Raw genomic sequence first — 26,537 nt, 5'->3', positions numbered from 1 at the left:
GAGAACTAAATGGTTGAACGTTCTGATAGATTTCCGCATATTCAGCTCAGCCTTGCAAAAGAAGGAATTGCTGCAAGTTTACCAAAAGGAGGCAAACCAAATGCAATAACATCTGCCAATGCAAGCAATCGACAAGGACATGGAAGTAAATTAAAGAGTTCTTTAGACTCCTTAATTTTTCAGTGGCAAGATACTCAAAAAACAAGAGAGGAAGAGGAAAAGCCACCACTTCCAGAAAAAGCTATACCTATCATTTTACAGATTGATCCTACTGCATTTGATGCAGAGGATCTCAGAAAATATGGAATCGAAGTAATTGCTGAATTAGAAAATGGGTATATTATTGGTGCTTCAGCAGACGATAGTGAATTTAGTGAACTAGAAAAAAAGCTACAAAAATTTATTAAGGCAGAGCGAGGAGCGAGTAAAGTTGCAGCAATCTGGGACTTTATTGAGGGAAGCAAGCGACCTGAGTACGTCCTCTCACCAGAACTGCTTAATCAATGGCAGCAAATTACAGACGAAAAAATATATACTGTGGATATAGGTATTGCTTGTCTAGGAATGAAGTCACAATTGCCTAATTGCCCAGAAATAAAGCCTGATGAAAGTGAGGAGAAATTTACTAAACGATTCAGAAAGTGGGGTAAAAAACGTGATTTAAATTACGAGCAATGGGATGATATTAAGTGGCAAAGAGAAAATGAGTTTACGAAATTTGTCCAAGCTTATCGGGGAGAGATTTTAAATACTGTGGATGGAGCTATTCCTCAATCTTCTCAACTGCCAGACAGTTTTTCCTGCCGTATTCAAATTTCGGGCAAGGGACTAAAAGACTTAGTTTTCAATTTCCCCTATATTTTTGATGTGAATTTGCCTGATGAATTTACTAAGTTCGTTCCTCAGGAAAATTTATCTGATGTTGACGCTCCTGTTTTTCAACTAGAACAACCCGAATCAAATGCCCCTAACGTATGTGTTATAGATAGTGGGATTCAAGAGAATCATTCTCTTTTGAAAGCAGCTATTGATTCAGGGAATTCAAAGTCTTGGGTTCCCGGAGAAACCGATAAAACTGCTGACTATGTTAGCAACGGTGGACACGGGACAAGAGTAGCTGGTGCAGTCCTTTATCCAATAACGATACCTCGTATTGGAAACGAAAAAGCTGTTTGCTGGATTCAAAATGCCAGAGTTCTTGATGCTAAATGTCAAATACCTACACAGCTATTTGAACCCAACTTACTAGGTGATATTGTGGAATTTTATCACAGTAAAACAAAAACAAGGATTTTCAATCATTCTATTACTAGAAGTGTCCCATGTGGTACCCAATATATGAGTGCTTGGGCGGCAGGAATGGATAATTTGACATGGGAAAAGGATATCCTGTTTATTGTAGCAGCAGGGAATTTACCCTTAAGTGGTGAAATAAGTGGTGAAAGAGAAGATACAAGATTATCTGTGCAAGAGCATCTTGCAGCAAATCGCCTATGTCCAGATTATCTTTTAGAGAATTCTTGTAGAATTGCTGACCCTGCACAAAGTTTTCAAGCTTTAACCGTCGGCTCAATTTCTCTAGCTTCTTATCGTGAACTATCTTCTTCTTCAATATCACAGAAGGATAAACCGTCAGCTTTTTCATGCTCGGGGTTAGGAATTTGGGATACAATTAAACCGGAAGTAGTTGAATATGGTGGGGACTTAGTAAAAGATGAATCTATACCACCTAACATTACTTCACCTAAAGAAGTTTGCCCTGAATTAGTACGATCGACTTTGAATGGTGGGCCAGCAGTTGCTGCGGACACGGTGGGCACGTCATTTGCTACGCCAAAAGTCAGCCATATAGCAGCGTGTCTTGCTGCTGAGTTGCCGGATGAAAGTTGCCTTTTACATCGTGCGCTGATTGTGCAATCAGCCAGATGGCCAGAGTGGACAATGGCAGATAATGTGAATAAACTGCACGTCATTCGTCAAATTGGTTATGGCATTCCAAATCTCGATCGCGCTTTAGGTAATTCTCCCAATCGCATCACTTTGATTACCAGAGGAAATAATCGTATCAAAGCCAGACAGGCTCATGTTTACCAAGTTAAATTGCCAGACAAATTGCGTAGTCAGGGAGAAGAACATGAGATTCTGGTAGAAGTTACTCTATCTTACAAAGCACAACCACGTCGAACTCGTAGAAATCGCAGAAAATATCTTTCAACTTGGCTGGATTGGGATTGTAGCAAAAAGCGAGAAAATCCAGAAAAATTTCTGGCTAGGATTTTGAAAGAGTATGATGCTTCAGAGGATGTTGAAAAGGGAGAGGAAGGTTTTAAATGGACTATTGGCAACAGAGCCAAAAACTATGGAAAAATTGAGGGTGTTTCTAGAAGCGCGGGAACTGTTCAAAAGGATTGGACGGTTGTCAAATCATTTCAACTCAGAGAAGCATTCTGCATTGCAGTAGTTGGACATGAAGGTTGGAATAACGATCCAGATGCTGAAGCACCATATTCTCTCGTTATTAGCTTTGAAGCAATAGCATCGGATATTCCCATTTATGCTCCATTTGTTGAGGCTCAAGTCGAAATAGAATTAGAGCAACAGGTGGAAATTAACTCAATATGATGTAGCTAAAGTAGCTAAATGCGATCGCACATATTTTTGTTATGTTTAACCAGTATTTGCCCTGACAATTCCGGATAGGGTAAAATTGACTACAGTCTAAATATTTTCAGCAGCGCGAAACAACTCAATCCTTAAAACCTGATTCTCTCAACAACCATCACAATCATCATGAAACTTTATCACACTCCCATTTCCACCAACTCCCGCCGCGTGTGGGTCGCCCTTTTAGAAAAAAACCTCGATTTTGAATTAATAGAAATCTACTTGGACGGCGATCACTTGCAGCCTGAATTTGTGGCAATGAATCCTTTTCACCGCATCCCTGTTTTGGTCGATGATGGCTTCACCGTCTTCGAGTCTCTGGCAATTCTTGACTATCTAGAAACGAAGTATCCCGAACCGGCAATGCTCCCGAAAGAACCGCAAGATTTGGCAGTTGTGAAAATGGTAGAATTGGTCACGATTAACGAACTTGGGCCGGCCCTTTCCCCCCTCATCAGCGAAAAAATGGGCTGGGGAAATCCTGAACCTCAAGCAATAAAAAAGGCGAAGGAAAAAGTCAATACTGTGCTGGCATTTTTTGAAGGTTGGTTGGACGATCGCCCTTTTTTCGGTAGCAACAATGTGACGTTTGCCGAGTGCACTGCCGGTACCGTCGTGCCTTTGCTGTCGTCGCAGGTTGGTGTATCCATAGACGGTTATCCAAAAATTCAAGCTTGGTGCGATCGACTAATGTCGCGTCCCTCATGGCAGCAAACTCAATTCACCGAGGCAGACTTGGCGGCTTTCGTATCTCGAAGACAAAAGTTTCTCGCACAATCTGAAGCCTCATGAACCAATCAACTCTCGATCGCTCTTTTTCCTAGCTGTTTTCGCCTGCATCCAAATTCCCATCGCAGCAATGGGGCAGCCCGCCGCCCGATCGAACTACGAATCAATTAACGCTAAACAGTTCGTTGCCGATCGCAAAATTAGCGTCTCCAATCCCAAAGATATCGCAGCCAAACTCTTTAGCAGTGACCAAGAATCTGAAGGCAGAAAAAGCGACCAAATTTCGGTTGAATATCCCACGCGAGAAACAGCCGTAATTGTCCAAACCGTCGTCGGTTTAGCTGACGATTCTGTTGCTGCAATGCGGCACCGCATCGAACTAAGACTCAGGCAAAATAAGTGGGAAATTGTCTGGATTGGCCGACAATCAAAGTGTCAACCAAATCGCGGACACCAAGATTGGGCAAGCGACCGCTGTCAGTAGAAAAGTCGATCGGCTTTTTGCTTAAATTCTTTCACCCCGGATGCGTTGGACGAACGAAGCTAAGACTTGAGGCCACCGACGAAAAACAGAGGCACAGAAAGATTCGCTACCGCTGACTCGCGACAGCAATAAGTTATTCCTGCGTAAGTCAGGGAAGGAATCTGGGCTCGGCGTTGTTCCCTGGCTGCGCGACAATAACTTACCAACTATTTTGGGTGTCGCTCGCTCTTTTTGGCTAAAAGAGCGATCGAACTCAGAAGTTTACTTGCACATGATTAAATTTCCCGCCGAGATGAATCCGGCCACAGGGGCTGAAATCTCAACCCAATTGCGATTTTCTCCATTCTTATCTTTGACTAACTGGAAATTCGGTACAAGCGTTACTTGACCGTTAGCCGGTACACCGCCTTTAACAGCAGAAGTCTTTGAAGGCTCGGTGCGGATAGCTAGACCCCTCGGCGCTACGCGAGGTTCTACTTGGCGGCACAGACTTACCGGGCCCGTTGCTGGTGCTGGTGCTGGTGCTGGCGCAGGCGCAGGTGCTGGCGCAGGCGCAGGTGCTGGCGCAGGCGCAGGTGCTGGCGCAGGTGCTGGCGCAGGTGCTGGCGCAGGTGCTGGCGCAGGCGCAGGTGCTGGCGCAGGCGCAGGTGCTGGCGCAGGCGCAGGTGCTGGCGCAGGCGCAGGTGCTGGTGCTGGCGCAGGTGCTGGCGCCGGTGCCGGTGCAGGTGCCGGTGTCGCTGCCGGCCTTGGGGAAGGTGCCGGTGCAGGTGCAGGTGCAGGTGTCGCTGCCGGCCTTGGGGAAGGAGTTTGACTAATTGTGGTGCTGGCGGTCGTGCACGAACCTAAATTAGCCTCGTTTTTGGGGTATCCGGTAGCTACATACCCTTTTACGGGAGCGGTAATTTGAATCCAGAGGCGGCCATCTGAGGCTTTAACAGAACTAGCGCTTTGGGGTACCGTTACCTGAGTGTTAATTGCTACACTGCCAACTCTAGGGGATTTGGGGTCTGGGTTCTGGCGAACGGTCAAACCTTCTTTGGGAGTGACTTTGCGGCAAAGGTTGCCAGCCTGGGCTATTTGAAACGTGGCGCTATCTTCAAAGGAAATATTTTCCCCATGTTGACTGACAGTGGATGTTGATGGGGCGGCAACACCGATGGCATTCGCCTGCACACTTCCGGCTACCATCGCGATCGCGCCCAGCAATGCAGCGGGTTTATTCCAGCAATTCAAGTTTTTCATCCGTTCAACTCCTCACTTAAACACAATCATTATCTTAATTGCAGGTCAATATAGCAAAAAAATCGATTTGTCTTCCACAAAAAAGCTTCATATAACTTTTTTATGACCAAAAGTCAAGTTCTATTTATATTATTTAATGTTTGGTGAGTTGAGCGAAGACAAATAAAGCTGCTACGCCGATAAATGACTCATTATGGCAGAGCGGGGGAGAGAGAAGGCGAGAGTGTTTGAGTCGAGGAATGGGAGAGCGGGAAAGTCAACAGTCAATAGTTAACAGTTTAAATGCGTGACAGTTTGCTAGGAATCCAAGTTATGTGTTGTCCGTCAATATCTTGTCAGGTGTTCGTTAAACCATTTAGCTGTCAGTTGTTGCAGTTGAGTAATATGGGGCTACATTTCAGGTGAATTCTTGGCAGCTTCGAGACCGAGATGGTGCTGGAGATGCTGCACGATTCAGATTGACAGGCGATTGGTGCGATCGACTCCATCGTCGTACTGGGGTGTCGGAAGCCGGATACAGTTCTTCGATCTCCACTGTCGATCGTACCTTACTTAAACAGAACTTACGCACTCAAGGGCGTTAAATCAAGGGTTTGAGACTTGTGTTGAGCGTAGCCGAAACATTGCTTCCCTACTTTATCTTCGGACAGAAAATCGTAGTATGTGCCTAAGTCCTCTTAAAATTGTGGCAAACAGCGCAAATCGCTAGCATTGACCCGAGGGCTGGCGTCAATTTGATAAAATCTTCCAAAACGGAAACTTATCGGCTTGAGACACAGTTGTGTTTTTGTGGCTAAAGCCACCCCGCCATCAGCGACAGTTGCGGTAGCTGTTTCCAAACGGTTTTGTTCTTGTGGAGACATTTCCATTCAGGATTCTAGTCGTCACAACGCCGATTTGTAGTTCCCGGACTTCAGATGCCCTTGGTGCTGACTCTTACGTAAGAAACTTGGATGGTTGCTTGATATTTACTCGCTGACGCTTTACTTTGCCTGCTACGGTTCGAGCGCCAGTCTCTTGAAACTCACGCCCAGAGCACCATTATCGCTTAAAAGCCCCGACAGCCTGTTCCACAAAGAATAAATTTCTTCTGGGGACTAGGGGATTGGCAGGAGATCCCGCCCATAAAAGTCTTATTGAGAAGGGTGCAACATCTCAGTTTAAAAATCCAAGGGGCGGGTTTAGCCAACAACATAGACAACCAGCACAAAACCTCCGAACAAAAGCAGCCGACTCAAATCAGAAACCAAATATTTGCGCCAATTCTGATTTAATTATATTGCTATAGCAATCCTTGCAGGAGTCGTAAACTTTTTACCCCAACCAAACCCTCCCCTTATCAAGGGGAGGGAGTAAGAAATTCACAAATGATTGAGGATTGCTATATAGCAACCGCACTCGATGTTTATGAGGTTTTCACTTGCTGAAACTAATGGGGTAGATTCCTTGCGACTAAGAGCATATTAATGATAGGAAAAATCTTTTTTCGCAGGGCGATGGCGATTAGCGCACGCACAATAAGAGGAACAGCCCAACTAATCTCCTTCCTTCTTTCCCAAATAACTAAAGCCTTCTCTGTTCGAGAGTTAAAGCTTTTTTCCTTCTGCTATATAATGATTAAAGCGTTAAATATTTTTGCAGTGACAAAAACTACTAACAAAAAAGACGGCAAATCCTCTAAATATCCCTTTGACGGTCTATCTTTAGACGATCGCAATCCCGACTTCATTCAGCTTCTGTTGCCACTCTGGGAATGGCTGTACCGCTACTATTTTCGCGTACAAAGCGACGGCTGGCACCACGTCCCCGCGAGCGGAAAAATGCTCGTGGTTGGTTCTCACAACGGGGGAATAGCCGCTCCTGATATGTTTATGTTCCTATACGAATGGTTCCGCAGGTACGGAACCGATCGCTTGGCCTACGGATTGATGCACCCCACGGTTTGGCAAGTTTCTCCTGATATTGCTAGCATGGCGGTTCAGTGTGGTGCTCTCAAGGCGCATCCGAAAATGGCGATCGCAGCTTTGCGAAAAAATGCTCCTGTTCTAGTCTATCCGGGCGGCGCCCAAGATGTTTTTCGCCCCCACCACTTGCGCGATCGAATCTACTTTGCGGGACGCAAGGGATTTATTAAATTAGCATTGCGAGAAGAAGTGCCAATTGTACCAATTATCTCGCACGGCGCCCACGATACTTTGATAGTTTTGGCAGATTTGTACGAACAAGCAAAGCAATTGCATGAATTGGGGATGCCGTGGCTATTTGGCATCGATCCAGTGGTATTGCCGGTGTATTTGGGATTGCCTTGGGGATTGAGTATTGGGCCTTTGCCAAACCTGCCTTTACCCGTTCAAATTCGGACTCGCGTGTGCGAACCGATTGTATTTGAGAGGTACGGTTCGGAGGCGGCGCGCGATCGCGATTATGTTGATGCTTGTTACGATCGAGTTACCGCCCAAATGCAAGGGGAATTAGATGGTTTGGTTGGCAATTGAGAATAGCACAAGTCTATATTAGAATAGGATGCAGAAACCGATTTTTTTTACGACTACAGCAATCCTTGCAGGAGTCGTAAATTTTTGACCCCACCCCAGCCCTCCCCTTATCAAGGGGAGGGAGTAAGAAATTCACAAATGATTTAGGATGGCTATATATAGCGTGAAGCGCGAGGGATATGGGGAAAAACCCCGGTTTCTTGAGTCCTGTGGGTAAGTCGTGAATAAAAACATTTTTGGCAATAAATCTAATAATTGATTTCAAAAACCGACAATTGCGCTAGGCAATCGGATTTTACCCATCTTAATTACATAAAGTATCCGAAAACCGCAGTCGCCAAAATCACGGTTTTTATCCTCAAGGTTCAAGGGAACATAATATTAGCTTAAATAAAGGCAGATGAATAGGAATTTATCTGCTTTTATCTTCACTCCTCGGCGGGGAAAAATAGAATTGGCAAAACTAACCTAATTCTGTATAAACTCTTTATATTAATTCTGCCTTCTGCCGAACGGTGACTAATTGCCCGATCGCCTTAAGCACAATACTGGGAGAAAAAAGTACAGCCGGCGACTCAATCATGTGTAGAACTTCCAAAAATGCTTGACAAACTTTAGCATCTCCGACCAGCACTTTTAACACCAAATCCATGTAATCAATTGTCAGCCGCGTAGCAAGGTTTAGTTTTGCACCTGTACTTCCCCGATAGCGAGAATCCTGACTGATAGCAAACGTCCAAGGGATAGTATGTAATTTTGCTAGTTTTTGTTGAAATTGTCGCGCCAAGCCTGTTAAATCGCCTTCTGGATACCGCTCTCTTTGCTTTTGCAAACATTCATCTAGCATCTGAGCATCCAGTGCAGCAACCGTCATTCCCTGGCCATAAACTGGGTTGAAAGCGCAAACTGCATGACCGATAACTGCTAAGTTCTCAAGATAGCGGGGGAGGCTTTCGTAGTGGCGTAAACGGTTTTCTGTACCTCGATAACTATAAACAGGTGTTATTGCTTCTGCGTCTTTAATCGCATGATAAATTGTTGGGGTTGGCAAAGTGCGGGCAAATTCTAGAAAACCTGCTTCGTCTGCGGGGGGATAATCGCGATCGCCCCCGGCGACACTCACCAGCCAGCGATTACCTTCGATCGGGAAAATTGCACCGCCGCGAGTGCGAAATGGCGGTGCGGTAGACACAAATACTGGCGCTGTGTCTGACAATTTACCGCTGCATTTATAGATGCGGCTGGCATAGCCGACAAAAGCATTGATAACGGTTTCTTGGGGAGGTTCATAGCCCAAACTTTTTAACCATTGAGGTGTTTTGGAAACTTTGCCACCTGCATCGACTACTAAATCTGCATACAAATTCTCTGCATTGATGTTACCTGGGTTGTGGCGATCGCGAAAACGCACCGACACGCCCGTAACATCCGCGCGCGAGGCATTCGCCAGGAGTCCCGTTACTTTGCCTCCTTCGAGAAAATGCACGTTCGTATTTTCAGCCAAGCGGCGCCGAATTTGCCAATCAAGTAAATCCCGACTGAACATAATTAAATCATTTAGATCCGGGCTAAATTGCGGAGCCCAACCTGCAGGACTAAACCACCCGATTGACCTCGGATCTAACATAGGAGCACCAGCAGCTACCAGTTCGTTTTCCAAGCCGGGAAAAAACTCTTCTAGGATGATTTTTCCCCGATTCAAAAGGATGTGAAGGTGACGGGATTGAGGAATTCCGGGACGGGGCGCGGGTTTTTCGGGTAAAAAATCCCGTTCAACAATACTTACTCGATCAAAGTGTTTTGCTAATACTCTAGATGCCAACAGTCCTGATAAACTGCTGCCAATAATAATTGCATGACTTTCTCGCTGCACGATCGAATTCCTTGAAAGCTAATTTGCTATGGCATTGGTAGATGATTTGTGAACCATTTGTCGAGGATTTTGTGTTCACTCTTAATATCGATCGACCAAAGATTCTCCTCTGCGATTATTTTAATCAGACTTACCACTACTACTATCAATCTCGGGTGTGCCACAGCGCACCTTATTCATTACTAAGAACTAACTATTTAACAACTGCCAACTTACATACCACAAATAGCCCTAAATAGACAGCCGGCCGCAGACATATTTCTACACTTCCAACTGTAGGGGGATGCTTTAGCTCGTCAATAAGGCGATGCTTGCCATTGGGGGCATGAGTCTAAAACTATACATTAGTTAACTTGCGCCAATGAGCGCGCGCACCCACTCCTTAACGAGGAATATACTATGTATCAAAATTTGCCCATAAATCCACAACTGTATAACATCGGGTTCTGGCTGGCCCAAGTGCCAGTACAGCAGACTACTACAAACACAGCAGAAGACGCAGCACTCCTTTATTCCGGGCCACAATTTTTTATTGCCTTGATAGCTGGAGTCGTGCTCGCGTGCGCTTTCCAACTCTTGCTAACAAATTTATCAGTAGCAGCCGGCCTTTCGTACATGGGACAATCCCACGACGACAACAGCCACCACTCGGATAGCAGCAGCCCCCCAGTCCGCCACATCGGCCGAAAGGTAGGTACTTGGACGCTAGTCACCGTCACCATTGCCCTATTCTTTGCTTGCTTGCTAGCAGTGAAGCTTAGCTTGATTAGCAGTCCCGGTTTAGGTGCGATCGTCGGTTTAGTCGTGTGGGCAACCTATTTCTCAATGCTTGTCTGGGTGAGTTCCACCACCGTCGGTTCCTTGATCGGTTCCGTCGTCAACACTGCGACATCAGGCTTTCAAGCCATTGTCGGCACCGCAGCCTCGGCTATCGGCGCCAAAGCAGCCAGCAACCAAGTAGTCGCCACAGCTAAAGCAGCAGCAGCAGCAGTGGGCCATGAACTGGGTAGCGCGATCGACCCTACAAGCTTGCGCGAAAACGTCGAAGACTACATCCAAAGCCTCAAACCGCCCGAATTAGACATCAAAGGGATGCGTAGCGAGTTTGAAAAATTGCTCAACGATCCCCAACTAAAAACCATTGCAGCCGAAAACTTGCCCAATCTTGATCGGCAAACTCTCGTAGATTTAGTAAGTTCGCGATCGGACTTATCAAAACGCGATGTAAACCGGATTGTAGACCAACTTCAAGATGCTTGGAAACAAGTAGGAAAACAAGGGCAGCAATCAGACGGCATCGCCCAATTGGTAGACTATCTCAAATCTGCAAAATCGGGAGATTTGCTCTCAGATACGCTGACAAGTAGGGTAGAAAAAGTCCTTGGCAATTTGGGCGGTCAAAATTCTGGAGAAAGCCCGACCATGATGTCCCAAGCAACGACAATGGCAGTCAATGCTTTAATGGGAATAGTATTGGGTCGCACGGATATGTCCGACTTCGATGTTGAAAAAGTAGTCGGTCAGCTTAAAGCAGCTAAAGACAAAGTTACCCAGCAAACTGATAAAGTTACCGCTCAAGTTAAAGGCGAACCCGAAACTTACAGCCCAATTCGTGCCGACGTAGAAAACTACCTACTCAACACTTATTCGTGGCAGATGAACCCGCAAGCGATCGAGCGCGAATTTCGGGACGTGCTCTACGATCCTACGGCTGATCCCGGAACTGTGCGCCGCCAGTTAGAAAAACTCAAACAGGCGAGTTTTGCGGAAATTCTCGCCAGTCGAGGTGTTTTTACCCAAGACAAAATTAAACAAATTTCCCAGGAATTAGAAGCAATTAGACAGCGCGTTTTACAAACAGTGATCTTTGCCGAGGAGCAAGAAAAATCTCGCGATTTGCAGTGGCGGTTGGAAACTTATTTGAAACTGACGCCGAAAGAAGAACTGACAGCAGCAGGTATCGGGAGCGATTTCAAAAAAATCTTAGAGGATTCCGACGCTAGTTACGAACAGTTGCGCGATCGGCTTTCTCCTTACACCCGCGACAGTTTTGTGCAAATTCTCAGAGGTCGCGAAAACTTCGGATTTCAGGAAGTAGAACAGATTGTTCAAGAGTTGGAAAGGACGCGAGATGTAGTTTTAGCAGATTCTAAAGGTCTGCAAGAAGCAGCGCAAGTTCGACTAGACAACCAGTGGCAAAGAGTGCAAGAATACTTGAAGTCTACGGGCAAAGAAGAACTTAATCCCGAAGGCATCAAGCGCGATTTGAAAACGCTGCTGGATAACCCAGAAGCGGGAATGTGGGCGCTGAGAGCTAGAGCTTCTAAGTTCGATCGGGAAACTTTGGTAAAATTGCTATCTCAGCGGAAAGACCTCAGCGAAGACCAAGTAAATCAGCTTATTGACAGCGCCGAAGAAAATTGGCAAAGTGTGGTGCATGCGCCGCAAAAGTTAGCCGAAAAAGCTAAGGATCAGTACGACAATACCACCACCGCCCTGGCAGATTACCTGCGTAATACTGGCAAATCAGAACTCAATCCTGAAGGGATTCAGCGGGATTTGACAAAACTGCTGCAAAATCCCAAAGAAGGAGCTTTAGCGCTGCGGGGCCGCCTGTCTCAAGTCGATCGCGATACTTTGGTAAAACTGCTTTCTCAAAGACAAGATTTGAGCGAGGAACAAGTCAATCAAATTATCAACCAAGTGCAGGAAACCCTGGGATCGATTGTGAAAGCGCCGCGCCGTTTGGCAAAGCGGATGCAAAGCCAGGTGCAGGATTTTCAGACTGTTTTACAAGATTATTTGCGTAATACAGGCAAGGATGAATTAAATCCCGAAGCCATCAAGCGCGACTTGCAACTGCTGCTGCACGACCCGAAAGTCGGCGCTTACAGTTTGGGCGAGCGCCTGTCACACCTCGATCGAGCTACAGTTGTTTCTCTGCTGTCTCAGCGGCCGGATATTTCTGAAGCAGAAGCCAATCGCATTGTCGATGGAATTTTGTCGGTACGCGACGAGTTCGCCATGCAAATTCAGAAAATACAGGAGGGTATTCAGTCGGTAATTGACGGGGTCCTCGGAAAAGTTCGGGATTACCTCAATTCGCTCGATCGCCCAGAACTGAATTACGAAGGAATTACGCGGGACGTGCGGAAGTTATTCGACGATCCGCAAGCCGGATTTGACGCTTTGCGCGATCGGCTTGGTCATTTCAACCGCGATACTTTAGTAGCACTAATGAGTTCGCGCGAGGACATTTCCGAAGCAGATGCCAACCGTTTGATCGACCAAATTGAAAGAAGCCGCAACAGCGTCTTGCAAAGAGCAGAACGCTTGCAGCAAGAGGCTCAGCTTCGCCTCGAAAGCATCAAAGTGCAAGCTGAAAAACAAGCCGAAGAAACTCGGAAAGCAGCAGAAGTTGCTTCTTGGTGGCTGTTTTTCACAGCTCTAACCTCGGCAGCAGCAGCAGCAGGCGCCGGTGCTTTAGCCGTCATCCGATAAAAAAGACTTCAGTTGTGATCGGATTGCATATATAGCAAGACTAAATCATTTGTGAATTTCTTACTCCCGAGCGATCGGGTTCGGGGAGGGTTGGGGTGGGGTAATAAATTTACGACTCCTGCAAGGATTGCATATAGTGCCTGATGTGAGTTTCTACTGACATCAGGCACTAATGTTAGTAAAGGATTTTATCTGCGAGTAGGAAGGGGTTTATTTAAGTTGTTGGTAGTGTATAGGCTTATTAGTAAACCTGCTCCTACCTGTTTTTTGAGGATGGTGTAAACTGTGAATTCATACATTTTAATTGACTGTTTTAAGTAATTTAAAATTAAAAAATAAAAATTATAATTTTGGGACTTTATAATTTTTTATTAGAGGGGCGGATGTAAATGAAAAGTCTGCGGATATTAATTACTTCTGCGAGAGCTATTTTTTTGTCAGTTAGGAACGTGGTTCAGGCTTCGACGCTGGATATGCTTTTGAGCTTATTCCACTACTCTTGCAAGGATTGCTAGACAACGACAAAAATCCACACAGCTATTGAAATGAGATCCTTTTGGCAGGCGCAAGTCGGTGCGCCAGTCCGCTCTCTCCTCAACATTTTTTAGGTACAATAATAGTGAGAGTTCTCAACCCAGCACGCCTGTTATACCAACCGCCCGCCGCCCTGGCTGCATCAGTATCAAACGCAAACAGTTGTGAGTTCGATCGCCCGTTCCTTTTGAAAATGCCGATCGTCAGATCATAACTTGTAGGTCATAGGTTGTGCATAATAGGGAACTAAAGCTGCGAAAATACTACACTGACTGTGGGGGGCAACATACCGGATACCTTGGAAATACCAGGGGCTTTGCTCTCGTCACCCCAGAACAGTCCAAATACGCAGGCCCTGCGATCGCCCATGCTAAACAACCTATGTCTCAAACTTCTCCTGGCTAGTTGCCGAGTAGCACCGTGAGGAGGGCGACGCCATGCAACTCCGAAAAAAAACACTATTAATCATCGGTGCAGCGCTGATCAGCCTGATTGTGGTTCTCTATGCCACTGCATCAACTATTTTGCTGCATGATTTTCACAACCTGGAGGCACAGTACGTGCGCCAGGATGTCGCACGGGCTTTGGACGCATTAGATGATGACTTGTCGAATTTAGACACCAGCGCCCAAGATTACGCCGAGTGGGACGATACTTACTCTTTCGTGGAAACACGGAACGAAAATTTTGTCAAGTCAAATTTCGTCAATTCGACATTTATTTACTTGAGACTAAACTTATTGGTGCTGCTTGACTCCAATGGTAAGACGATCTTCAGCAAAGGTTTCGACCTTAAATCCCAAACCGAAATCCCGATTCCCGAAAGCTTAAAACAGCACTTGACCGAGGCGCTACTAGACTCATCTACAGTCGATGGCGATCGCCCCGGCCCCAACAAAACAGGCGTCCTCACCCTGCCAGAAGCCAGACTGCTGATTGCCGCCAAGCCCATCTTCAACAGCAACGCCCAAGGCCCGTCGCGGGGGACGCTGATTTTGGGACGCTACCTCGACAGCAGCGAAATCGGTTTGCTTTCAGAACTGACTCACCTGTCAGTGGATTTTAGATTGCCGAGTTTAGATTTTAAAGTTGGAGCCGCGAACTACTCCGGGCACACCGCCAAGGCGCTGGCTCGATCGAGGCAGGAGTTGGAAAATATCAAACTCAAAATTTCCAACCTCAAATCAGTAGAAATTTTAGTCGAGCCACTCAGCGGCACCTTAGTCGCAGGATACGCCCTAATTCGCGACATTCACGGCAACCTAGCGTTGCTGCTGCGGGTAGAGACAGATCGCATCATCTACGGCCAAGGTCAGGCTACCTTGGAGCTATTTACCTTATCAATACTGGGAGTAGGTTTAATATTTAGCGCCATCACCCTGCTGTTGCTAGAAAAATTAGTCTTGGCGAGATTGGCTTCCTTGAGCACCAGCGTCAGCAACATCGCAGCCAGCGGCGACCCAGACTTGCGCGTTCATATGGCAGGAGCAGATGAACTCGCAAGCTTGGCCGACGGCATCAACCGAATGCTAGAAGCATTGGGCACTTCTCAAGTCGAACGTAATGAAAGCGAAGACCGCTATCGGTTGATGGCCGAAAATTCAACCGACATGATCACCAGACACGACCCCAAAGGCGTGTTTGTTTACGTCTCCCCCGCCAGCCGCGCTTTGCTGGGATACGAACCTTCGGAACTCATCGGCCGCGTCCCCAACGATTATTTTCACCCCGACGATTTAGAAACCATTGCCAAAGCTCACTGGAAAGTCCTGGCGCTCCCAGTTACTTACACCGTCAGCTACCGCATCCGCCGCAAAGACGGCAAATACATTTGGTTTGAAACCACCGGCCGCACGATCAGCGATCCTCAAACCGGCGAAGTCCAAGAAATTATCGGCATTTCCCGCGACATCAGCGTGCGGAAGCAAACAGAACAAGAACTGCGAGAAAGCGAAGCTGCAATCAAAGCTTTGTACCAAGTGACTTCGGCTCCCCGTACAGACCCGCTCAACCACCTCTCTACCTTTGATTTGCGCCTCCAAGAACTGCTGGCAATGGGATGTCGGCATTTAGGCCTGTCCGTGGGAATTTTGTCCTGCATTCAAGGCGACAACTATCAAATCATGGCTGTTGAGTGTCCTGACGGGTCGATCGTCAAAGACCAAATCTACGATCTGGAAAAAACTTTCTGCGTCGCTACGTCAATGGCAAAAGAACCGATTTACTTTGAGTCGGTGAGATTTTCGGGTTTTTCCTTCAACATTGACGATCGAGCTTTCCCCATCGAAGCTTACATGGGCATTCCCGTCACGGTGGGAGGTGAAGTTTACGGCACTCTGTGCTTCTTTTCTCCGACTCCTGTGACAGAACCGTTCCGAGTTGTAGACAGAGAGTTGGTGAAACTGATGGCTCAGTGGGTGGGAAGCGAACTCGAACGTCAGCAAACCGACGTAGATTTAGCAAAAGCTCGCGATCAAGCACTGGCGGCTACTAGAGCCAAAAGCGAATTTTTAGCCACCATGAGCCACGAAATTCGCACTCCGATGAATGGAGTCATCGGCATGACTGGTTTGCTGCTGGATACCCCCTTAACTCGCGAACAGCGCGATTTTGTAGAAACTATCCGCAGCAGCGGCGATGCTTTGCTGACGCTGATCAACGATATTCTAGATTTCTCGAAAATTGAGTCGGGCAAATTGGACTTGGAGGAACATCCGTTTGACATCCGCACTTGCATTGAGGAATCTCTAGACTTGGTAGCTGCTAAGGCGGCAGAAAAAAAACTGGAAGTGGGTTACTTGATCGATCGTACAGTACCGGCAACGGCGATCGGCGATAGCACCCGCTTGAGGCAAATTTTAATCAACTTGCTCAGTAATGCTGTTAAATTTACCGATGCTGGAGAAGTGGTGGTTTCGGTGACTGCAAAAAAGATTTCAGTGCCGGCGACTAACGCTAAAGAACTGCCATTAATTGCTGGCGAACCGGTAGCAACTAACCCAGCATACGAAATACATTTTGCGGTCAAAGATACCGGTATCGGCATTCCGAGCGATCGCATGGATCGGCTATTTAAATCTTTCAGCCAGGTTGATTCTTCAACGAGTCGGCAGTACGGCGGTACCGGATTGGGTTTGGCAATTAGCAAACGTTTGGCCGAAATGATGGGCGGCCGGATGTGGGTGGAAAGTATGGCTAGTGTCGCGGGCAATCCTCCTGCCGATTTTAGATCATCGGCAGTTTTTGATTTGGGATGGGCAGAATCTTGCGAAATTGCCGAAAAATATGGCTATGGCAAATCTGTACTCAGCAACAAGCCGCTCAGCCAAAATACGAAATCCGTTGGCTCTACTTTTTATTTTAGTACGATCGTTTCGGGCTGCAAGAATTCCTTACCAGTTAACTTGAGCAATTCTCAACCTGAATTAGCTGGCAAGCGAGTCTTAATTGTCGATGACAATGCTACCAACCGCAGAATTTTGACTCTCCAAGCTCAGTCTTGGGGAATGGTGGCTAGGGCTTCAGCTTCGGCTCGTTTGGCTTTAGATTGGCTGGCTGCTAAAGAGATGTTTGACTTGGCAGTTTTGGATATGCAAATGCCGGAAATGGACGGGTTAACTTTAGCGGCGCAAATTCGCCGCTATCCTGATTGCGAAAGGTTGCCTTTAGTGATGCTAACTTCGATCGGCAGGCAAGAAATTAACCCCCCTACTATGCAGGAGATGGATTTTGCTGCTTTTTTGAATAAACCCATCAAACAGTCTCAGCTTTACAATGTTTTAATCAATATTTTTGGAGAACAGACAACTGAATTTAAAGGGCAGCGCACTACCGGGTCTTTCTTGCAAACCATACCCGTGCTGGCGGAGAAATTACCCCTGCGGATTCTGTTGGCTGACGATCATTTGGTGAATCAGAAGGTGGCTTTGCAAATTTTACAGCGGATGGGGTATCGCGCGGATGTGGCGGGAAACGGTATCGAAGTGCTAGAAGCTTTGCGCCGCCAGCCTTACGATGTGGTGCTGATGGATGTGCAAATGCCGGAAATGGACGGACTGGAAACTACCCGCCGCATCCGCGAGCAATTTTCAGCAGATTTAACTTTAGAAAATCACACGGGAGAATCAGAAGTTTCCGTAACTGACGAGGAATCTAACAATCGAAAATCGAAAATCGAAAATCGAAAATTGACTGACGAGGAATCTAACAATCGAAAATCGAAAATCGAAAATCGAAAATCGACGAGACCTTGGATTGTGGCAATGACGGCAAATGCGATGCAGGGCGATCGCGAAGAGTGTATGGCTGCGGGGATGGACGACTATTTGAGTAAGCCGATCGCCATTGAGCAGTTGGTGCGAGCTTTGATCGCGTGTAAATCTCGATCGAACTCCGCATTCGATCGTCTGCAGCCGATCGTTTCTTGGGATGCCCCGGCAGAACAGATCGAAGGAACGAGTGAATTACAAGTGCGATCGAATGTGGCTGTTGCGGGAAATCCACAACTGACAATTCCCAATTCGCCGGCAGTCGTCGATTGGGGTTCATCAAATCTCGATCAGGCTTTGTCACAGAGCCACGATTCCCTGAGTGCCAAGATTATAGAGGGACTGCGAGATGTGGAAGCTTTGGACGAGGCGATCGAGATTTACCTCGAAACAGCTCCCGAACTGCTGCGAGGCATCTCTATGGCTCTGTCCAACGCCGATCCGCTGGCTTTGCGGCGATCGGCTCACTCTTTAAAGTCGATTAGCGGTACTCTCGGTGCTTTTCGCTTGTTTGAGCTGTGCGAGGAACTCGAAATCATGGGCCGCATCGGCACAAATGCTAACCAGCCTTTACCTGATCCGGCCTGCGCGCTTTTAGAACAGGTTGAGGCCGAGTATCAAAGAGTCGAAACGGCGTTAAAAATAGAAATGCAGTCTGTTGATTGTTAGCGGTTATATCGTGTCCGATTGATTTCTGATAGTGTTTCTGGTTGCATCGGTATTGTTCAAATCTCCAAACAGTCAGCTTGCCCGATCGCATAATTTTAGTCAACAGTTAAAAGTCAACAATCATATAGCAATCCTCACATCATTTGTGAATTTCTTACTCCCTTCCCTTGATAAGGGGAGGGTTGGGGTGGGGTAAAAAGTTTACGACTCCTGCAAGGATTGCTATATCAAGGAGTGCAACCGGAATTAATATCGTTAATTCAAGCCCACTCCGGGTAAGGCAGGTGATCTGAACCAACAGTAGACAATCGAAAGTTATCTCACCCACCCCAAGAAGGGGACTGTTAACTATTAACTTACTTTTTAGTTACCAAAACCCAATCGTCCGCTGTTTTGACAATCTCAGCATTCTGCAAACCTAAATGTTTTAAAACTGGTTTTTCCAACAAAAAATAAGGTTGCGGGAGAGTTTGCCATTTCTGTTTGAGCGTCGGCGCGTCGGCGACAATAACTTGGCGTTGACTATAAAAATTCAGCGATGGACGGCCCAAGCGGTGAGAAGTAAACACTTGTTGACCGGCCGGAGTTCCTGTGCGGACAATTTCGGCGATCGGCTTAACCGGATAATCCTCCGCCAGTTCCCAAACCCAGTGATCTGAAGCCACCAATACCAACAGCGTCAGGTAAGTTCCCCAAATTAAAACTAATATAAACTGCCGATCTTTGCGGTGCAGCAACACTGCCCCCATTGTCATTGTCAAACCTACAAACATCAGCATTAACTGCAAATCTCGCTGGAGAGGCACAATGTATTTCCCAATTTGCACTAAGCCACTGAAGTAAATGCAGCCGACAACACCAACTACAGCCAGTATTGCCAAAATCGCGGGGTGAGGCAACAAAGAAATAGCATCAAAATGTTCTTCTGCTTCCTCTTTGACCGGCTCTGGCGGCAGCCACAGTTGCTCCCACACTTCAGCGAGATAACTGCCAACGGCAAGAGCAAAAGCTGGATAAATTGGCAAAACATACCAAGGCAATTTAGTATTCATCACCGAAATAGCCAGCAGATATACTCCAGTCCAAACCAATACTAATTTTGGCCCGGGAAAACTGCGATTTTCCCAACTCAGACGCAGCCCTTGTAGCCAAAATAACTGCCACGGCCAAGCTAATTTTAAAATTTCTAAAATATAATACCAGGGCGGGCCTTTGTGACTGCTCACAGGTTCCGAAATGCGTCGGAAAGATTCGTTAACTAAATTAGCGTGGATGAAATATTGGCCGTAGTGCAGCCATTGGGCAAAATACCAAGCAGCTACTGGCAATGTTCCGATCGCGAATCCGCCCCAAAGATACCCACAAGTGAGGAGTCGCGGGGTATCCCAAACCAAAAAAATACAGCCCATCGCAGCCAGCAGCAGCCCCAACATCACGCCCTTAGTCAGGCAAATGAGTCCGAACCCAATCCCCGCCCCCAAAGCGTAGCGCAAGTCCCGGCGCGATCGTAGCAAACACCACATCGCCCCCAGCAAAAAACACAAAACCGCCCCATCCAACATCGCCAAACGTCCATGCCGCACCACCGGTAACAGCGTCAGATAAACGAGGGCAGAAAAAATGGCAATCAAACGCGGAGGAAACAACTCCCTGCCAATAGCGTAAAGCAACGGCACTGAAGTGGCTGTCAGCATCGCCGGTACCAACCTCGCCGTCAATTCGCTGACACCGCCTGCTGCAAAACACAGCCCGATTAGCCAGTGTACCAGCGGCGGTTTGTTGAAATAAGGCATAGAGTCGATCGTCGGATACAGCCAATTTAAGTTGCCACGCCAAATTTCGCGACTTACCTGCGCTGCAATGCCTTCATCCCAATCCCGCAACGCCACGCCGCCCAGATTCAGCCCGAAAATCAGCACTGCAGCCAACAGAAAAGCCAACATCCACAGTTTGTCTGTAAAGCTGTCATTCCAGCGATTTTTCGGTTTGCGGTGTAGGAATGGAAAGATTTCTGACATAACTTAAGAGAGTTTTGAGCGTCCCAAACTGAAGGTAAACTTAGAAAGCAGTTATTTGCGACTAGGAAAATACCATGAACTTGCCTGTAATTATAGATATTATCATTGGCTTAGTCTTTATCTACCTGACGTTAAGCTTGCTAGCTTCGGAAATTCAGGAACTGATTGCTACTGTTTTGCAGTGGCGGGCGGAACATTTAAAGAAGTCGATCGAAGTGCTGATTTCCGGCGGCAGCGAAGGCGCGAAAGATCCCATGCAATTTAAGCGAGTCGGACAGTTAGCCAATTCGATTTACACCAATCCCATGATCAAAGATTTGAATCAGGGCGCGAAAGGGCTTTTATCAGAGGGATTCCGTTCTGTTACGCACCGCATGGGGGATTTTTACCACGGAGTTACGGGTACTAAAAATGTTTTCGGCAATAAATCCACTGGGCCTTCTTATATTCCAGCCGAGAGTTTTTCTGCTAGCCTTTTGGATACTTTAAAGATTTCTACTTTGATCAGCTCTATCTCTAAAACGAGATTAGAAAAATTTAAAACTTTACAGTTGGCACAAATTAAAAGGATAGGAGAGAGTCTGAATCTGCCGCACTCTACTAAACCGATTATCGAGCAAGAATTTGGCTGGCTGACTGCGGAGTTTGATCGAGTTATTGAAGATTATAAAAACGATTTAGTAAGTTTGAACAACAGCTTGGATAGGATGTCTGAAAAGCTGGGATTTTATATTAAGGATTCTCAGGTTTATCTGCCAGAAACCGAGCTAGCAGGGAGAGAGTTTCAGCGGCATATGGCATTTGTTAAGGCTCGTTTTGACAGCCAATTTGAGCGGGCGGCGCTGCTAGGGCAACTGCAACCTAGTTTGAGCAATCTGTTAAATACTGTTAAAAAAAGTCAAGATACGGTAGGCGAAATTATGGAGCTAAAAGAAGACAGTCCGATTTACCAACAAATTCAAGAAACCTTGGACAGTATGCCAGACTCTTTGAAACGCAGCCTTTATCTTTTAGCGCAGCGCGCTGAAAAAGGCGGGGGAGATACTCAAGAGCAGTTGCAGCGGTTTCAGCAAGAAATTGAAATTTGGTTTGACCAATCGATGCAGCGTGCTTCTGGCGTTTACAAGCGGAATGCCAGAGGGGTGGCGATTTTGCTCGGAACTGCGATTGCTGTCGCTGCTAATGCTGATACCATTAATATTATTGATCGGTTGTCGAAGGATTCGATGCTGCGATCGAATGTTAACTTGTATGCTCAGCAGTTGGTGGCAAACAATGCTAAGACTCAATCAAATAATTTAAGCAGTCTGACAAAAGTTCAAAAGGATGTCGATCAAGCTTTGGATCAGGTAGCTCTGCCTTTTGGATGGAGCAAACAGAACAGCTTAGAACGAGATAAGCAGGGGAATTTATTGTGGCCGGCTTTGATAGCAAAATTGTTTGGTTGGATATTGAGCGGCGTAGCTATTTCTATGGGGGCTGCTTTTTGGTTCGAGGCGCTCAACAAGATTATTAATATCCGCAATTCAGGGAAAAAACCCCCATCTTCCACAGAATCTTGAGGGGTGCAGTTGCGCGGCCAGTTAACTAACTGTCATACCCTTTTAGATTTTAGATTTTGGATGAGGGAATGACTGAAGACTATCGAGGTTGGAAGGATGGGCTGACAGTTGGATTCTTTTTTGAAAGTGGTATCACGGAGAGGATCTCGGATTTATCGGTAATTGCGCGTTTGCCGGAAGTAAGGGAAAACACGGAGAATATAAATTCCGTGCGATCGCGGATGGCAGCTCAGCAGAAATAGGAGAAACTGATAGATAGGTTAAATAAGAATGAGCGAAATAAACAAGGTAGCTGGCAGCTTCTGGGGGTCCGACTCCAGGGGTTTATCTAGCGCTCAACTCACTTTTGGAGGACGGAATATGTTGACTTCTTTAAGGGAAACGACTCCCGCCTCGGAATACGCAAATCCCCCATCCAAAAGCTTTGTATTCAAGGACTCCAGCATCAATGAAGGTGGATATTTTGTTTCCAGAATTTTGGCTGGCGAATCTGACTGCATCGAGAAAATTACCTCGGCACTTCAAAAATCTGCCTCTATCCTTAGAGAGATTGACAAAGTTGGCACAACTTCTGGCAGCAGCTCGAACCAACTGCAATTAGGCTTTGTTATCCTCAGTTCAGATTACCTGGAACCATACAAAAGTCAATTGTCAAAGTCCCATAGTTCTCTGACTCAAAACAGGCGGCTTGATTCGTGTTATGCCGATCGACATAGTGATACACTCAGCAACGGCGGTGGGCGCGATCGACTGTTTGCTAATTAAGGAGAGTGATTTAAGGGAGGGTGTGGAACGTACCGAGGGCGACTGAGCCGAATGCAATTGTAATTAGGGACGCAGGTGCGATCGCAATCAACGATTAGATCTGACTCAATATGCCATAATATCAACTCCCGCTGAATAATTTGAATCATTTTTGTAGTGAGGTGGGCAGTCCTCACAGGGTCGGTAGCACGCCATAATCCAATTGAGTTCTAGCGATGGGTTCCACTTAATGTTAGACAGTTTTGACTCTTAGTAAATGCGACCAAACCTCCTGGTAATCAGTATTTGGCTGTATCGCAAACCTAGCAAGTCCAAAGCATATAGAATCATTCAAAATCTACATAATTCAGTTTTCCCTTGGATGAAATACAGCTAGGGAAACTCTATTGTGTTGTGCCTATACGTAAAATATAACACTCAAATAAAAACTACTAAATATAATTAAGAGGAGTTATTCTCGGAGAAATTACCTCCACCATTTCCGATTACCTGAACTCCGGCTAGTGTTAGTCAAATAAGGTCGAAAAAAGTTGGATGGTAGAACCTAGATTGATTTGTTTGAATATTCACGTGTTGTAATATATTCCCAGAGGTAGAGGTCTAAAGTTCCCTTTTATTTAGGGTCGAACCGATAAATATGGGTCAGAATAAATTAATAAAAACATTTAAAAAGTTGCACTATATCTCAAGTTAGTGTTAAGATATAATGAAATAAGCCTGATCATATTGCTCCAGGGTGTATCTACTAATAATGCCCTTAATGGAGTCTCCAATATGAGTTCTACATTCGCTCAAGTTAACTCACAATCTTCTTTTGAAAAACAGCCACTGCGCTCGTTAGTCTTCATTGACTCCGGCGTGGAAGATTACGAGTCACTTACAGCGGGAGTGCTGCCGGGACAGCAGGTAGTAATACTCGATCGCGCCAAAAACGGCATCGAACAAATCACCTCGGAGATGGAAAAATACGCCTCTACTAAGGGGGCGATAGACTCGGTTCACATTATTTCTCACGGCAGTTCTGGCAGCCTACAATTAGGCAATACCGCTCTGGGTTCAGATAATATAGAGCAATACAAAAGCCAGTTGGAAAAGTGGCAAACTTCACTAGCCCCCCAAGCAGACATCATGCTGTACGGCTGCGATGTAGCAGGCGGTACAGGTGCTAATTTCGTCGATCGATTCAGTCAATTAACCGGGGCTGACGTTGCGGCATCCACCAACACAACCGGCCGTGACGGCGACTGGAATTTAGAATTTGCCTCTGGCCAAATTGAATCTCCCTTAGCCTTGCAGCCACAGGCTATGGCAAGTTACCAAGGTGATTTAGCTACGATCGTAGTAGCCAACAATAGCGATAGCGGGCCCGGTTCATTAAGGGCTGCGATCGCCACCGCTGTTGCCGGCGATATAATTACCTTCGCTCCAGGTTTAGCCAGCCAAACTATTACCCTCACCAGCGGTCAACTCGATATTCCCGCTGGCAAAAACATCACGATTGACGGCGCCGCAGCAGCGGGTTTAACGATCAGCGGCAACAACGCATCCCGCGCCTTTTTTGTCAATGCAAATGTTGACTTTGCTACGAGTTTTGTTGTCAAAAACCTCATTATTACTAACGGAAAAACTACCGATCGAGGTGGCGCGATCGGCACAACCGACGAAGTAAACCTCACAGTAGAAAACGTTCAGTTCAACAACAACGTCGCCGATAAAGGCGGTGGCGCAATTTTTGGCAATTTTAACAATACTCTGACTGTTACCAACAGTAAATTCAATGGCAACGTGGCCACCGCAGCTAATGATGAACGAGGTGCAGGTGCGATCGGCTTTTTGAGTTCCAAAGCTTTTACAGTCACCAACAGTGACTTCACCAACAACAAAGGAATTAACGGCGGGGCGATTAACAGCCTTCAGGGCAAGTTAACCATTGACAACTCCCGATTCATCGGCAACGATACCACTGCCGCCACTTTCGCCACAGGTCAGCCCAATGATTTTTTAAGGGGTTTCGGCGGCGCAGTTTATACCGATCGAGCCAGCAATCCCAGCGAAGCTTCCGGCACAATTAAGATCACCAAAAGTGTATTTCAAGATAACAAAGGGCGAGGCGAAGGCGGAGCAGCTTATCTGTTTACCGGCACCCAAGATAGCGTAAGTATTGCAGACAGCACCTTCCAAAACAACGAAATTCTGTCGCTTCCGGGTGGCAACAACGGAGTTGGAGGGGGGTTGGTAAACTTGAGCAACGGCCTCAACAAAGGACTTACCGTCTCCAACACCACCTTTGCTGGTAACAAAGCCCCCGCTCAAGGTGGCGCAATGTGGATCATGGATGCCACTACCACGATTACTAACAGCACCTTTTCTGGCAACCAAGTTACTGGGACTACCGACTTTTACGGCAATGTCGGTGGTGCAATGGCTCTTTATGCCCCCACAACCATCGTCAACACCACCATTGCCGATAATTCCGCCCGTTGGGTTGGCGGAGGCATCTCGGCTGCGGAAGGAAAGCCTGTCAGCGTCAAGAACACGATTTTTTCTAACAACACGGCGGGGAATGAGTTTGGCATTCAGCAGCACACCAGCAGCGAACTAACTGACCAAGGTGGCAATTTTCAGTGGCCTGTCAAAAAAACCACTAACTTCAACGATTACAATGCGACGGCAAGTGTGACGATCGCAGACCCCTTACTTGGCCCTTTGCAAAACCTCAACGGCGCTTTAGTCAGGCCACTGCTGATAGGAAGTCCGGCAATTGATAAAGGGATTGCCACGGGCGCACCCGCTACGGATCAGCGCGGCGTGACTCGCCCTCAAGATGGCGACAGCATTCCAGGTGCGATCGTGGACAGCGGCTCTTTTGAATTGGGAGGTAGTGTCGTCCCAGTGCCAACTCCGACGCCTGCGCCGACTCCGACGCCTGCGCCGACGCCTGCGCCAACTCCGACGCCTGCGCCAACTCCGACGCCTGCGCCAACTCCAACTCCCACACCGACTCCGGCGCCGACTCCCACTCCCGCGCCAACTCCAACTCCCACACCGACTCCGGCGCCAACTCCGACGCCTGCGCCAACTCCAACTCCCACACCAACTCCGGCGCCAACTCCCACTCCGCCGACTCCGGCCCCGACTCCTACTCCCGCGCCAACTCCCACTCCCGCGCCGACTCCGGCGCCGACTCCTACTCCGGCGCCGACTCCTACTCAGACTCCGACACCCACACCGGAACCCACTCCAACTCCGACACCGACGCCGACACCAACTCCCACACCGACTCCGGCGCCAACTCCTACGCCTGCGCCAACTCCGCCGCCGACACCAACTCCGGCGCCAACTCCCACACCGACTCCGGCGCCGACACCAACTCCCGCACCGACTCCGCCGCCGACACCAACTCCCGCACCGACTCCAACTCCGGCCGTAGATGATTGCTTATTCGATAGCCTCACCGCCCCGCAACTTGACCCTGCTACCATCACCCCCAACCCCGTCCAACAAACTATCAACGGCGGCGACACTACCGATTTCATCATGGGCGGTGGCATCAACGACTCAATTAACGGACAAGCCGGCAGCGATACTCTCTACGGCATGGGCGGCAATGACAACATTGACGGTGGCGCAGATAACGACTCAATCTTCGGCAATGGAGGCAGCGATTTCATCCTAGGCGGCGCTGGTAACGATACCATCTATGCTGGCAAAGATAATGACACTGTTGTTGGCG

Annotated in this window: 15 protein-coding genes; 12 read left to right on the top strand and 3 right to left on the bottom strand. The window is 47.2% G+C overall.

Annotation, left to right across the window (positions count from 1 at the left end; all coding sequences use genetic code 11):
* The first annotated feature begins 9 nt into the window (after positions 1–9).
* The 5 genes from QT994_RS11355 to QT994_RS11335 all read left to right on the top strand — a co-directional run bounded on the left by QT994_RS11355 (position 10) and on the right by QT994_RS11335 (position 5,703).
* Positions 10–2,622 (top strand): S8 family peptidase, encoded by a 2,613-nt coding sequence (locus QT994_RS11355; RefSeq protein ID WP_333174510.1) that lies wholly within the window; start codon positions 10–12, stop codon positions 2,620–2,622.
* Between the two features lie 168 nt (positions 2,623–2,790).
* Positions 2,791–3,456 (top strand): glutathione S-transferase family protein, encoded by a 666-nt coding sequence (locus QT994_RS11350; RefSeq protein ID WP_333174507.1) that lies wholly within the window; start codon positions 2,791–2,793, stop codon positions 3,454–3,456.
* 67 nt (positions 3,457–3,523) lie between these two features.
* Positions 3,524–3,877: a hypothetical protein gene (locus QT994_RS11345; RefSeq protein ID WP_333174504.1), complete on the top strand. Its 354-nt coding sequence runs from the start codon at positions 3,524–3,526 to the stop codon at positions 3,875–3,877.
* Positions 3,878–4,380: 503 nt separating this feature from the next.
* On the top strand, positions 4,381–4,692 hold the full coding sequence (locus QT994_RS11340) for a hypothetical protein (protein WP_333174502.1): 312 nt from the start codon (positions 4,381–4,383) through the stop codon (positions 4,690–4,692).
* A gap of 828 nt (positions 4,693–5,520) precedes the next feature.
* Positions 5,521–5,703, top strand: a complete 183-nt coding sequence (locus tag QT994_RS11335; protein ID WP_333174501.1) for a hypothetical protein — start codon at positions 5,521–5,523, stop codon at positions 5,701–5,703.
* 93 nt (positions 5,704–5,796) lie between these two features.
* Here the strand turns inward: QT994_RS11335 and QT994_RS11330 are convergent, their stop codons facing one another.
* On the bottom strand, positions 5,797–5,982 hold the full coding sequence (locus tag QT994_RS11330; RefSeq protein ID WP_333174499.1) for a hypothetical protein: 186 nt from the start codon (positions 5,980–5,982) through the stop codon (positions 5,797–5,799).
* A gap of 750 nt (positions 5,983–6,732) precedes the next feature.
* On the opposite strand from QT994_RS11330, the gene QT994_RS11325 reads away from it, so the two are divergent.
* Positions 6,733–7,614 carry a lysophospholipid acyltransferase family protein gene (locus QT994_RS11325; RefSeq protein WP_333050103.1) on the top strand — a complete coding sequence of 294 codons (882 nt, stop codon included), beginning with the start codon at positions 6,733–6,735 and terminating at the stop codon, positions 7,612–7,614.
* Positions 7,615–8,101: 487 nt separating this feature from the next.
* Here the strand turns inward: QT994_RS11325 and QT994_RS11320 are convergent, their stop codons facing one another.
* On the bottom strand, positions 8,102–9,487 hold the full coding sequence (locus QT994_RS11320; protein WP_333174497.1) for a 2-polyprenyl-6-methoxyphenol hydroxylase-like oxidoreductase: 1,386 nt from the start codon (positions 9,485–9,487) through the stop codon (positions 8,102–8,104).
* A gap of 399 nt (positions 9,488–9,886) precedes the next feature.
* Here QT994_RS11320 and QT994_RS11315 point away from each other — a divergent pair, with 399 nt between their 5' ends.
* Together QT994_RS11315 and QT994_RS11310 are read left to right on the top strand one after the other, a co-directional pair.
* Positions 9,887–12,988, top strand: coding sequence for an MFS transporter (locus QT994_RS11315; RefSeq protein ID WP_333174494.1), 3,102 nt, complete (start codon positions 9,887–9,889; stop codon positions 12,986–12,988).
* Positions 12,989–13,959: 971 nt separating this feature from the next.
* A complete protein-coding gene (locus QT994_RS11310) occupies positions 13,960–18,459 on the top strand; it encodes a response regulator (RefSeq protein WP_333174491.1) in 4,500 nt (1,499 codons plus the stop codon).
* A gap of 356 nt (positions 18,460–18,815) precedes the next feature.
* On the opposite strand, the gene QT994_RS11305 is transcribed toward QT994_RS11310, so the two are convergent.
* Positions 18,816–20,477 (bottom strand): glycosyltransferase family 39 protein, encoded by a 1,662-nt coding sequence (locus QT994_RS11305; RefSeq protein ID WP_333174489.1) that lies wholly within the window; start codon positions 20,475–20,477, stop codon positions 18,816–18,818.
* Between the two features lie 74 nt (positions 20,478–20,551).
* Here QT994_RS11305 and QT994_RS11300 point away from each other — a divergent pair, with 74 nt between their 5' ends.
* From QT994_RS11300 to QT994_RS11285, 4 genes are all read left to right on the top strand, one after another.
* On the top strand, positions 20,552–22,039 hold the full coding sequence (locus QT994_RS11300; protein WP_333050095.1) for a hypothetical protein: 1,488 nt from the start codon (positions 20,552–20,554) through the stop codon (positions 22,037–22,039).
* Positions 22,040–22,107: 68 nt separating this feature from the next.
* Positions 22,108–22,281, top strand: coding sequence for a hypothetical protein (locus QT994_RS11295; protein WP_333050094.1), 174 nt, complete (start codon positions 22,108–22,110; stop codon positions 22,279–22,281).
* A gap of 118 nt (positions 22,282–22,399) precedes the next feature.
* Complete coding sequence (locus QT994_RS11290; RefSeq protein ID WP_333174486.1) at positions 22,400–22,804, top strand: hypothetical protein; 405 nt, start codon at positions 22,400–22,402, stop codon at positions 22,802–22,804.
* A 774-nt stretch (positions 22,805–23,578) separates the two neighbouring features.
* Positions 23,579–26,537, top strand: a 2,959-nt coding sequence (locus tag QT994_RS11285) for a DUF4347 domain-containing protein (RefSeq protein ID WP_333174483.1), incomplete at its 3' end; no start/stop codon positions are given.

This window comes from Microcoleus sp. S13_B4, assembly GCF_036700885.1.
Lineage (GTDB): Bacteria > Cyanobacteriota > Cyanobacteriia > Cyanobacteriales > Microcoleaceae > Microcoleus.
This window is presented reverse-complemented; position numbering and strand designations above follow the sequence as displayed.

Excerpts from the sequence above, each read along its gene's own strand:
- QT994_RS11355 (WP_333174510.1), top strand. The coding sequence starts at position 10 with ATGGTTGAACGTTCTGATAGATTTCCGCATATTCAGCTCAGCCTTGCA.
- QT994_RS11350 (WP_333174507.1), top strand. The coding sequence starts at position 2,791 with ATGAAACTTTATCACACTCCCATTTCCACCAACTCCCGCCGCGTGTGG.
- QT994_RS11345 (WP_333174504.1), top strand. The coding sequence starts at position 3,524 with ATGGGGCAGCCCGCCGCCCGATCGAACTACGAATCAATTAACGCTAAA.
- QT994_RS11330 (WP_333174499.1), bottom strand. The coding sequence starts at position 5,982 with ATGTCTCCACAAGAACAAAACCGTTTGGAAACAGCTACCGCAACTGTC.
- QT994_RS11325 (WP_333050103.1), top strand. The coding sequence starts at position 6,733 with ATGATTAAAGCGTTAAATATTTTTGCAGTGACAAAAACTACTAACAAA.
- QT994_RS11315 (WP_333174494.1), top strand. The coding sequence starts at position 9,887 with ATGTATCAAAATTTGCCCATAAATCCACAACTGTATAACATCGGGTTC.
- QT994_RS11310 (WP_333174491.1), top strand. The coding sequence starts at position 13,960 with ATGCAACTCCGAAAAAAAACACTATTAATCATCGGTGCAGCGCTGATC.
- QT994_RS11305 (WP_333174489.1), bottom strand. The coding sequence starts at position 20,477 with ATGTCAGAAATCTTTCCATTCCTACACCGCAAACCGAAAAATCGCTGG.
- QT994_RS11300 (WP_333050095.1), top strand. The coding sequence starts at position 20,552 with ATGAACTTGCCTGTAATTATAGATATTATCATTGGCTTAGTCTTTATC.
- QT994_RS11295 (WP_333050094.1), top strand. The coding sequence starts at position 22,108 with ATGACTGAAGACTATCGAGGTTGGAAGGATGGGCTGACAGTTGGATTC.
- QT994_RS11290 (WP_333174486.1), top strand. The coding sequence starts at position 22,400 with ATGTTGACTTCTTTAAGGGAAACGACTCCCGCCTCGGAATACGCAAAT.